Below are 679 nucleotides of genomic sequence, written 5' to 3' on the forward strand. Positions count from 1 at the left end.
CCTTATTTTGTAAGGATCCAGATCAGACTGCTCATTCGGGTCATAATAATACGGGCTCGGATCATATACTCCGCTTCCTGTTCCACCGGAAGATCCTGAATTTCCCGGATTATTTGGGTCACCCGATCCACCCGGACTTGGTCCCGAACAATCATAGGCTAAATATCCCGTCATAACGGTGACGCACTCACTGCACATATCACAATATCCTGTACAAACATCTGTTTGGGTACAATGGAAAGAATAAGAAGTAAAAGGTTCGAGGCACAATCCTGTACGTGCGGTATTTTCTGTAGTAAAGGAAACTGCTCCTAGTCTGGAATCATACAAAGGAATCGAGGTGTGATTATCTTGTAGTTCCAACAGAGAATAATTCCATTTTCCATTTTTGTAGAAATAGACAACATTGTACTCCTTTTCAGGACTATCAAAATAATTGTAGGCACGAAAGGTGTATGTAATGCTTTCGTTCATTTCCAGTTTTTTGATGTCTTCTATATTGATTTTGAATAAGGACATCAAATCTTCCGGTTCTCCTTCTTTATTCTGTGGAGAAAACTCTTCGGAATGAGGATGAACATGAAGCGTGGTCTTAACATCGGAAATTCCGGTTTCTTTTTGAAACTGTGAAAATGAAACTTTACCGGAAGTTATGTTTTCTTCCGATCGGGATTCAAAA

The 679-nt window shown here is 39.8% G+C and carries 1 protein-coding gene; it reads right to left on the minus strand.

The annotated features are described in order from the left end of the window. The coding region (locus AC2A1C_RS15840; RefSeq protein WP_484026903.1) for a hypothetical protein at nt 1–679 on the minus strand (679 nt) is incomplete at both ends.

It is taken from the genome of Chryseobacterium sp. HNCC26DJ241, assembly GCF_057180505.1.